7 protein-coding genes and 2 pseudogenes are annotated in these 8,435 nt (G+C 50.2%); 6 read left to right on the top strand and 3 right to left on the bottom strand.

The genetic code is table 11. The annotated features are described in order from the left end of the window. Positions 1-181: 181 nt before the first annotated feature. Positions 182-412, bottom strand: a pseudogene (locus tag CKW15_RS27595) (IS3 family transposase); the annotation flags it as partial. 170 nt (positions 413-582) lie between these two features. Then, on the bottom strand, positions 583-1,494 hold the full coding sequence (locus CKW15_RS27590; protein WP_095061743.1) for a LysR family transcriptional regulator: 912 nt from the start codon (positions 1,492-1,494) through the stop codon (positions 583-585). A 96-nt stretch (positions 1,495-1,590) separates the two neighbouring features. On the opposite strand from CKW15_RS27590, the gene CKW15_RS27585 reads away from it, so the two are divergent. The 3 genes from CKW15_RS27585 (at position 1,591) to CKW15_RS27575 (ending at position 6,041) form a co-directional block, all read left to right on the top strand. Beyond that, the gene (locus CKW15_RS27585) at positions 1,591-2,931 is read left to right on the top strand and encodes an MFS transporter (protein ID WP_371856327.1); all 1,341 of its coding nucleotides are present in this window, start codon (positions 1,591-1,593) and stop codon (positions 2,929-2,931) included. Between the two features lie 27 nt (positions 2,932-2,958). Further along, positions 2,959-4,464 carry a M81 family metallopeptidase gene (locus tag CKW15_RS27580; protein ID WP_095153069.1) on the top strand — a complete coding sequence of 502 codons (1,506 nt, stop codon included), beginning with the start codon at positions 2,959-2,961 and terminating at the stop codon, positions 4,462-4,464. Between the two features lie 299 nt (positions 4,465-4,763). After that, a complete protein-coding gene (locus CKW15_RS27575; protein WP_371856328.1) occupies positions 4,764-6,041 on the top strand; it encodes an OprD family porin in 1,278 nt (425 codons plus the stop codon). A gap of 10 nt (positions 6,042-6,051) precedes the next feature. Here the strand turns inward: CKW15_RS27575 and CKW15_RS28915 are convergent. Next, positions 6,052-6,225, bottom strand: a pseudogene (locus CKW15_RS28915) (ATP-binding cassette domain-containing protein); the annotation flags it as partial. A 347-nt stretch (positions 6,226-6,572) separates the two neighbouring features. Between CKW15_RS28915 and CKW15_RS27565 the strand changes: the two are divergent. From CKW15_RS27565 to CKW15_RS27555, 3 genes are all read left to right on the top strand, one after another. Further along, positions 6,573-6,854 carry a hypothetical protein gene (locus CKW15_RS27565; RefSeq protein ID WP_143498532.1) on the top strand — a complete coding sequence of 94 codons (282 nt, stop codon included), beginning with the start codon at positions 6,573-6,575 and terminating at the stop codon, positions 6,852-6,854. Between the two features lie 16 nt (positions 6,855-6,870). After that, positions 6,871-7,230 (top strand): hypothetical protein, encoded by a 360-nt coding sequence (locus CKW15_RS27560; RefSeq protein WP_256583284.1) that lies wholly within the window; start codon positions 6,871-6,873, stop codon positions 7,228-7,230. A 133-nt stretch (positions 7,231-7,363) separates the two neighbouring features. Continuing rightward, entirely contained in the window at positions 7,364-7,528 is a 165-nt protein-coding gene (locus CKW15_RS27555) for a hypothetical protein (protein ID WP_256580393.1), read from the top strand. Positions 7,529-8,435 lie beyond the last annotated feature (907 nt).

The following is an 8,435-nucleotide window of genomic DNA, read 5'->3' as shown; positions in this document are numbered from 1 at the left end:
TCCCATCCCGAACTCAGCAGTGAAACGATGCATCGCCGATGGTAGTGTGGGGTTTCCCCATGTGAGAGTAGGTCATCGTCAAGATTAAATTCCGAAACCCCAATTGCGAAAGCAGTTGGGGTTTTGTTTTGTCCGCAGGAAAGTTCAATGTCCTTACAACACCGTCCCGTCAGGCGGTATTCCCTTGAGCCCAGACATAGGTGATATCGCCACACCAGACCTGTTTGGTTGCCAGCACTTCAAACTCTAGATTCAAAATGTTCTGAATATCAGGCCGCTCGACCGTCGCTTGTTTGTAGGCATGTGATCCAGGTTGTTTGCTGGCTAACTTCAGTTCCCGCATCAGACCACGCACCTTGAACCGCCCGATTTGCTCGCCGTCTTCCTGCATCTTCGACACGATGCTGCGGCTATCTGTCTACACCGGTTGAAAACTGACCCCCGAGTGCTGAAACAAGACTGCCTCCAAAACTCGACAAAAAATCCAGCACTGGCAACGATTCGCGAAGAATCAGGCTGGGTCAGTGGTATCTCGGCAACTGGCTCAGCTCGGCATCGGAGCCAACAATCTATCGTTGGTGGTTATTGATTGAATATAAATATTCGTTCTTTAATCCATTTTATAAGTTCTTCTGCACCAACAGACTGGGGTTTTCTTTTTTTAACTAAAAGGCGAGCATATATATTTTGGAATAGTGGATGATCAATTGAGCGAGTCACCAGGTCTCCGCTGATCATATCGTTAAAGGCAGAAAACTCACTCAACATCGTTACCGCTTCTCCGCTCATCACATAACGTCGGAGGGCAGTGAGCGAGTTCGTTACCAAGGCCGGTCGAATGGACAGATTTTCTGTATGTGCTACAAGCTGAACAATTTGCCCTAACCCGTATTCAAGCGGCATCACAGCTAACGGGTAACGCATTATTTCTTCGAATTTGAGAGGTTCACTGAGACGCGTAAGCGGATGATCTGATCGCATGAGCAATCGGACAGGTTGAAGTGAAGATGCGCGGTAGGCGACTTCAGGATGCGCAGATGGATTGTAAGCGAGGCCGATATGGGCAGTGCTCTGAATGACTTCCTCCAGAACGCTTTTGACGGGAAGCACATCGAGACTGATACGAATACCGGGATAGGTGGCAGTGAAATCCCGCAAAACATGATCAATCAGCAAATCGATGAACCCCTCGCTGGTAACGATACGGACTTCACCCTCCCTTAACCCCTTCAGTCCTCGCAAGCGGTCTTCAAGGTGCTCTTGTTGTGCCTGGCAGCCACGCCAGAACTCCAAGAGAAGGTGGGCTGCTTCAGTAGGAACCACGCCACGTGCTTGCCTTTCAAACAATACAGTTTCCACTTCCTCTTCCAGCAGTTGGATTTGCCGGGTGATAACTGAAGGTGCCGTGTTCAGGTTTTCGGCCGCCCCCCGAATCGAGCCGCTGGACAGCACCTCATAGAAATACCGCATTCGGCGTTGATTCAGATCTCTCACAAACAATCCTCCCCCTATGCATGATCGTTGCCCTCAGGGCAACGATACCATCAAGAAGTTGCTGTTGCTTGCATTGCCATTCCACCTGAATACTGGTTGCACAATAAAAACGCCTACAGCGGAGGCAGTATGCAAAGGTGCATTAATCCATCGAGCGAGCTATCGACCATCTATCGAAAAATAGACTGGCGGTTATTACCTTTTTTGCTCCTGTGTTACGTGGTGGCGTATCTGGACCGGGTAAATGTGGGATTTGCCAAGCTTCAGATGCAAAGCGATCTAAGTTTATCTGATGCTGCTTACGGACTGGGTGCCGGAATATTTTTCGTGGGGTACGCCTTGTTCGAAACGCCTAGCAATTTGCTATTGCCGAAGATCGGAGCGCGCAAGACGCTCAGCCGGGTAATGATTTTGTGGGGTATTACATCTGCATGCATGGTGTTCGTAGAAAGCGAGAGATCATTTTACGTGCTGCGTTTTCTCCTCGGCGTCTTTGAGGCGGGTTTCGCTCCCGGAATGATTTTTTACCTTACCTATTGGTACGGGCGCGAGCGGTTAGGCAGAGTGATGGCAATCGTTATGCTTGCCGGGCCACTGGGCGGCATATTTGGGGCACCTTTGTCCGCGTGGATCATGACCTCCTTCGCAGGTTTTCACGGCCTGGCCGGATGGCAATGGATGTTTTTTCTCGAGGCATTACCGGCTGTAGTGTTAGGTCTCATAGCGCTGAAAGTTCTTAGCGATAAACCCTCGGTCGCGCCTTGGTTGAGTGAGCGTGAAAAACAAGTGCTGAATGCGCATATCGGTGAAGGACAGGGAGCCCACCATTCATTTGTTCAAGTATTAAAAGACCCACGTGTGTATCTAATGGCGGCCGGTTACTTCTGCTTGATTTGCGGAATTTACACAATGAGCTTTTGGCTGCCATCGATTCTAAAGGACGCAGGCGTTCAAGGTGTCATGCAGATCGGCTTTTACTCAGCGATTCCATACATTGGTGCGATGCTGGGGATGTTCATATTTGGTCGCACCTCAGATCATTTCTATGAGCGGCGTTGGCACACAGCGGTGCCAGCATTGATTGCGGCGATTTGCTTGACTGGGTCAGTAATTTATAAGGCCGACTTTGTTTTGGCACTCACTTTTCTGACTCTATCTACGACCATGATGTGGGTTGCTTATACGGTATTCTGGGCAATCCCTTCGCAACATCTCAAAGGTGACACTGCTGCTGGTGGGATCGCCGTTATTAACACCATTGGATTGACGGGCGGGTTTATCAGTCCCACGTTGATCGGTTATGCCAAGTCCGCCACTGGCAACTCAGACTCTGGTCTTCTGGTCATGGCTACAATTCTTGTGGCGGGTGCTTTGATACTCGCCGCCAACAGGCCGCAACCTGCGCAGCAAAAAATTTGTACTACACAGCCTACCTAAAAATTTCAATGAGGCGTCTTAATAGCCATGACATATCGAATTCTGATCGCTGGTTTTCAACATGAAACAAATACATTCGCGCCATCCAAAGCTGAATATGAAAATTTTGTCAGGGGGGAAGGTTTTCCTCAGATGGTAAGAGGGGAAGAAATGTTGGAACTTCGGAATGTTAATATTCCGGCAGGCGGATTTTTGATTGAGGCTGACCGCTTGGGCTATGAAGTAGTCCCGGTGATTTGGGCTGGGGCCAGTCCATCCGCGCATGTCACTCAAGATACCTATGATCGCATTACCGATGAAATCATAAAGGCCGCTGCAAACGAAGCAATCGACGGTATATATCTAGACCTGCATGGCGCGATGGTTGCCGATCATACGGACGACGGTGAAGGGACGCTCCTGGCTCGGCTACGAGCTGTTGTCGGTAAGGATATCCCGATAGTCGTCTCTTTGGATTTACACGCTAATGTTACTGAGTTGATGCTCACACACGCAGATGCGATGGTTGCATTTCGTACTTATCCCCACGTGGATATGGCTGAAACTGGCACACGAGCCGCCAAATTACTTGATTTGCGGCTCCGGTCGGGAAAACTGCATTGCGAAAGCTTACGCCTTCCTTTCCTGATCCCGATAAACGGGATGTGTACGCTCATGGATCCAGCACGAAGCCTTTACGAGCAATTAGAACACCTTGAGTCCGAAGGCCTTTCACTCTCATTTACTCCAGGCTTTCCAGCCGCTGATTTCGAGGAGTGTGGGCCGGTTATCTGGGGTTATGGAACAGACAGGCAAGAGATCAAGGCTGCTGTCGCTGTCCTTTATAAAAAGGTAGTGGAGGAGGAGGATCAGTGGGAAGTACCTTTCCTGCTCCCGGACGAAGCAGTGCTCCGAGCAATGACGTTAGCAGAAACCGCCCAGCGTCCAATCGTCATTGCCGATACCCAAGACAACCCGGGAGCAGGCGGGGATTCGAACACGACAGGAATGCTGAAGGCACTCATTAAACACGGTGCTACTAATGCCGCGGTAGGATTGCTTTATGACCCGGCAGCAGTTCAGTCCGCCATTGCAGCCGGGGTAGGCGGTTTCATTGAAATAGCGCTGGGGGGACAGTCGGGTGCACCGGGCGATAGTCCCTTGCAGGGGCGCTTTGAAGTAATGCATTTATCCGATGGCCGCTGTCGTTTTGCAGGCCCGATGATGAATGGCATGGAGGTTGATGTCGGGCCTGTTGCATGCTTGAAAATCGGGGGTGTGAAGGTGGCTGTCAGCTCTGGTAAATGCCAGATGCTGGACAGGAATTTGTATCGGATAGCAGGTATAGAACCTGAGCAAATGAGTGTACTGATCAATAAAAGCTCTGTTCATTTTCGAGCCGATTTCGAGCCGATTGCCGACCAAGTACTCGTTGCCAAAGCACCTGGGCCCATGACCGCGGATCCAGCGGACATTCCATGGAAAAAACTTCGTGAGGGAATCCGGCTAAAACCAAACGGGCCTTCATTCCACAGCCCTGCATGCCGCGCTTAATGATCGTAATCGAACTTTAGGTATGGAGCGACATTAACGCAAATGGCGTAAATGGACGTTCGCCTGAATAAAAAATACTTCCTGATCTAACTGGATCCAGAAAGCGAATTACACCAGTAGATAAGAAGGAAGGCATTTCAGTTGTGCATATTAAGTTGATGCATTCGCGTTAGCGAAATTTGCGTGGGATTCGTGCGTGTTGCGTTGGCTTGGAAGATTTACTTGTTGCTTCTGTTACCTAAAAATTATAAAAAATCGGAGCGTTATAATTGAGCGTAAATAAAATTTCTGCAACTTTGATGTTTGGCACCATTGCCATGAGTAGCCAGGCGTTTGCTGACTTCCTAAGTGATAGCAAAGCTACTTTGGGAATGAGGAACTTTTACTTCAATAACGACAACCGTGATGGCACCGCGGCCCCTTCGAAAACCGAAGAGTGGGCGCAGGGTTTCATGCTGGACGTCAAGTCGGGATATACCGATGGTACCGTTGGTTTTGGTGTCGATGCCTTGGGGTTGCTGGGTGTTACCGTGGACACTGGCAAGGGACGCCACGTCGGCAGCTCTATGATTCCCTCGGACAGTGATAACCGCGCCGTTGACGAGTGGAGCCGGCTGGGGCTGACCGGAAAAGTCAAAATGTCGAAGACCGAACTGCGCTACGGTACCTTGATTCCGAAACTTCCGATACTGGTCGCCAACGATGGACGGGTGCTGCCACAAACCTTCGAGGGCGGCCAAATTACCTCGAGCGAGTTCAAGGACCTGACCCTGACGGGGGGGCGAATTGAACATGCAACAGGTCGCGGTTCAACTGATCAGACGGGGCTGGCCGCTATGGGCGGTACGCGTGAAAGCAACCAGTTCGACTTCGCCGGGGGCGACTGGAAAGTCACCAAGGATTTGACGGCTCAGTACTACTATGCCCATCTCGATAACTACTATACCCAGCAGTTTTTTGGACTGATTCACACGCTTGCGCTCTCGGACAATCAATCTCTGAAAACCGACCTGCGCTACTTCAACACTGACTCGTCCGGTGCAAACAGCTCCGGAGCCACTGGTTACAGAATCAGCGGTTACACCGAAAACGGTGATGGCGAAATCGATAACCGCACCTGGAGTGCTGCACTGATTTACACCGTGGGTGGGCACGCCGTTACGGCGGGGTATCAAAGCGTTTCAGATGGCAGCAATTTTACTCAACTCAATCAGGGTAGCCTTGTAGACAAGGGTGCCGGTGGGGCGAGCGTCTACTTATATACCGATCGTTTTATCCAAAGCTTCACCCGCGCAGGTGAGAAGACAGCTTTCGGTCAGTATGCCTACGACTTCGCTGCTATGGGCGTTCCTGGTCTCAAAGCATCGGTCATGTACCTTTCCGGCAACAATATCAAGACAGCATCCGGTAGTGATCAGAAAGAATGGGAAAGAGACTTTACTCTGGACTACGTCCTTCAGTCGGGAGCGCTCAAAGGTGTTGGCTTCGGCTGGCGTAACGGCAAATCCAATAGCGAAGCTGCCCGTGATCAAGATCAGAACCGGATAGTTGTAAGCTACAGCATTCCGCTTCTTTAAGGGGGGCGGTACCCTTCCAGGGTATCTCGCCTGAGGTCTGGCGGGTGACGCCGTAGATGATTTTCATCAGGGTGGATTTGCCGGCACCGTTCTCACCGAGTACGGCATGGATCTCGCCGGGCATCACACTGAGATCAATGCCATCGTTGGCGATGGCATTGGTAGCCCTCGGCGCTTTTATTATTTGAGAGGAGCAGCGCCGTTACGGACACTGCTACCTTCGCTTGCCGATCGCAGGTCGGCACCGTACGCCGTGATTACGCAGCCCTGCATGCACCAAGATCCTCTCAGTTCGCGGCAAGGCTTCTATAGCAGCTCCTTGTTGATTTGATTTATATGTAGAACTTTTGTTGATCTGTAAAAGGTTTGGGTATTAGGTTTTGTGTTAGGAGTAACTTGGGCTTATATGCCTGATGTATTTAGTAGGAGATAGAGACTGACCACCTCGCACATATCGAATATTGACACTCAATTTAGCCCGTCCTACCATGCGGGCTCTTAATTGTGGTTAACTGCGAGCTAAACTGATTAATGAAAAAGCTAGTATTAATGCTCGCACTGCTTGCGCCACTTAATGCCTATGCTGCGGAGCCTGATCATCGTGCTATTTGCAAGGACCTTAGATCAGACATCGCACATCGCTATGATGTTTATAACTTGGTGTTGGTAGAGGACGGTAGTTCATATGTGTCAGAAGAGGGGCTTGTGCTTTGTGTGTATGACGGCATTGTCAAAAAATTCTACGGCGAGCGCGCGATTAGAGTGATGGCTACACTGAATGCCGCTGACAACAAGCTTAACGTCCTGCTTTGAACTGTCTAAATCGTAGATGTCCAGAAACTTCAACAGACATTGCGAGTTTGAAAAACTAAAAAAACCACCTCTGCGTGCACCGCTCCTGGCTATCACTCTGGTGATGTCCTGCATGGCGGCTGTTGCTGCATTTATTGTCATGACCTTCCACCGGCAATGTTTCGGTTTGGCAGTGATACTGTCGATCCCGGCTGTGCTGGCAATCCTTGTCCTGGGATATATCGGGTATACCGCCGGGGCCAATCCGGTTTCGCCTGAGGATAAATACACCGCTTGGTACCTTGGCGCACTGACCATCCTTTCTGGCGCGATGATTGTGTTATGGCAGTCGCGAATTTCCAAACAAATCGTACTAACTCCAACGCAAGCGTCCTGATTCCGAAGTTAGCGGATGCAGTTCATGTTGCGTTTGCACTCGCTTAAAGCCATAGGTGAACTTATGACGCGTGTTGTCGTGATTACTGGGGCGGGAAGGGGTATGGGGCGCCGTTGATTTGATCAGAAAAATAATGCCTGAGGCTCACGTCGAAATCGGCGATGGCTACTGGCATCTCGATCGGCATGGGGCATGGGATATGAGTGCTGCGGAGCGGGAATTGGGCTATCGAGCGCAATGGTCGCTGCAAAAGGGACTGCTGCATTACTCCGATTGGCTGCGCGATCACGAGTACTGATGCCGGGATTGCTCGCGAATTTTGGTGAGTCAGTAATATTCAGCAGCCATTGGTGATTAAACATGATTAAAACCCTATCGTCTGGCCAAACGGTACACGCTGCGCCGCCTCCTTTACCTTTGATATGGATGTAGACAGCATTACGCACTGCCGTCTATGAACCGCGAATTGACAGCCAGCCTTACTACCAGGGGGCGGTTAAAGCACATAAGTAACCGTTCTGATGGTGGGGCGTCGATCATCAATGGATGGTCGCTTGAATCCCTGCGATGCTCCAGTGAGAAGCTCAAAGCATTGCGATGAGCGTTTTGGCCGATTGCTGTCGGTGCGATCTGACCCCGGCATGGCAGCCATTGAAAATGGGGCGGGCAGGGGAGAGGGCTAAAAGGCCGGCCCTCTATATAGAAGGGGGAGCTGGTTCCCCCTTTCTGCAAGCTATTGATAGAAAAGAAAAATCAGTGCTTGACGGCAGATCTCAGGTGTCTATAATTCGCCCCACTTCCGGCGCAGTCGAAACGGAAAACTCCTTGATAAACAACGAGTTACGAAGTTTTCGGCAGCAAGTTGCTTCAGTTCATCGAAGCCAAAAGGAAGTTGAAAAAGAGGTGTTGACAACAGCGAGTAACGCTGTAGAATTCGCCTCCCGCTGATGAGAGATCTGAAGCGCAAGTGGTTGAAGTTGTTAAGGAAATCCTTGAAAGCTTCTGAAAATAACCACTTGACAGCAAATGAGGCTGCTGTAGAATGCGCGCCTCGGTTGAGACGAAAGATCTTAACCAACCGCTCTTTAACAACTGAATCAAGCAATTCGTGTGGGTGCTTGTGGAGTCAGACTGCTAGTCAAAAGATTATCAGCATCACAAGTTACTCCGCGAGAAATCAAAGATGTAACCAACGATTGCTGAGC

The sequence above is a fragment of the Pseudomonas sp. Irchel s3b5 genome (genome assembly GCF_900187435.1).
Classification (GTDB): Bacteria; Pseudomonadota; Gammaproteobacteria; order Pseudomonadales; family Pseudomonadaceae; genus Aquipseudomonas.
This window is presented reverse-complemented; position numbering and strand designations above follow the sequence as displayed.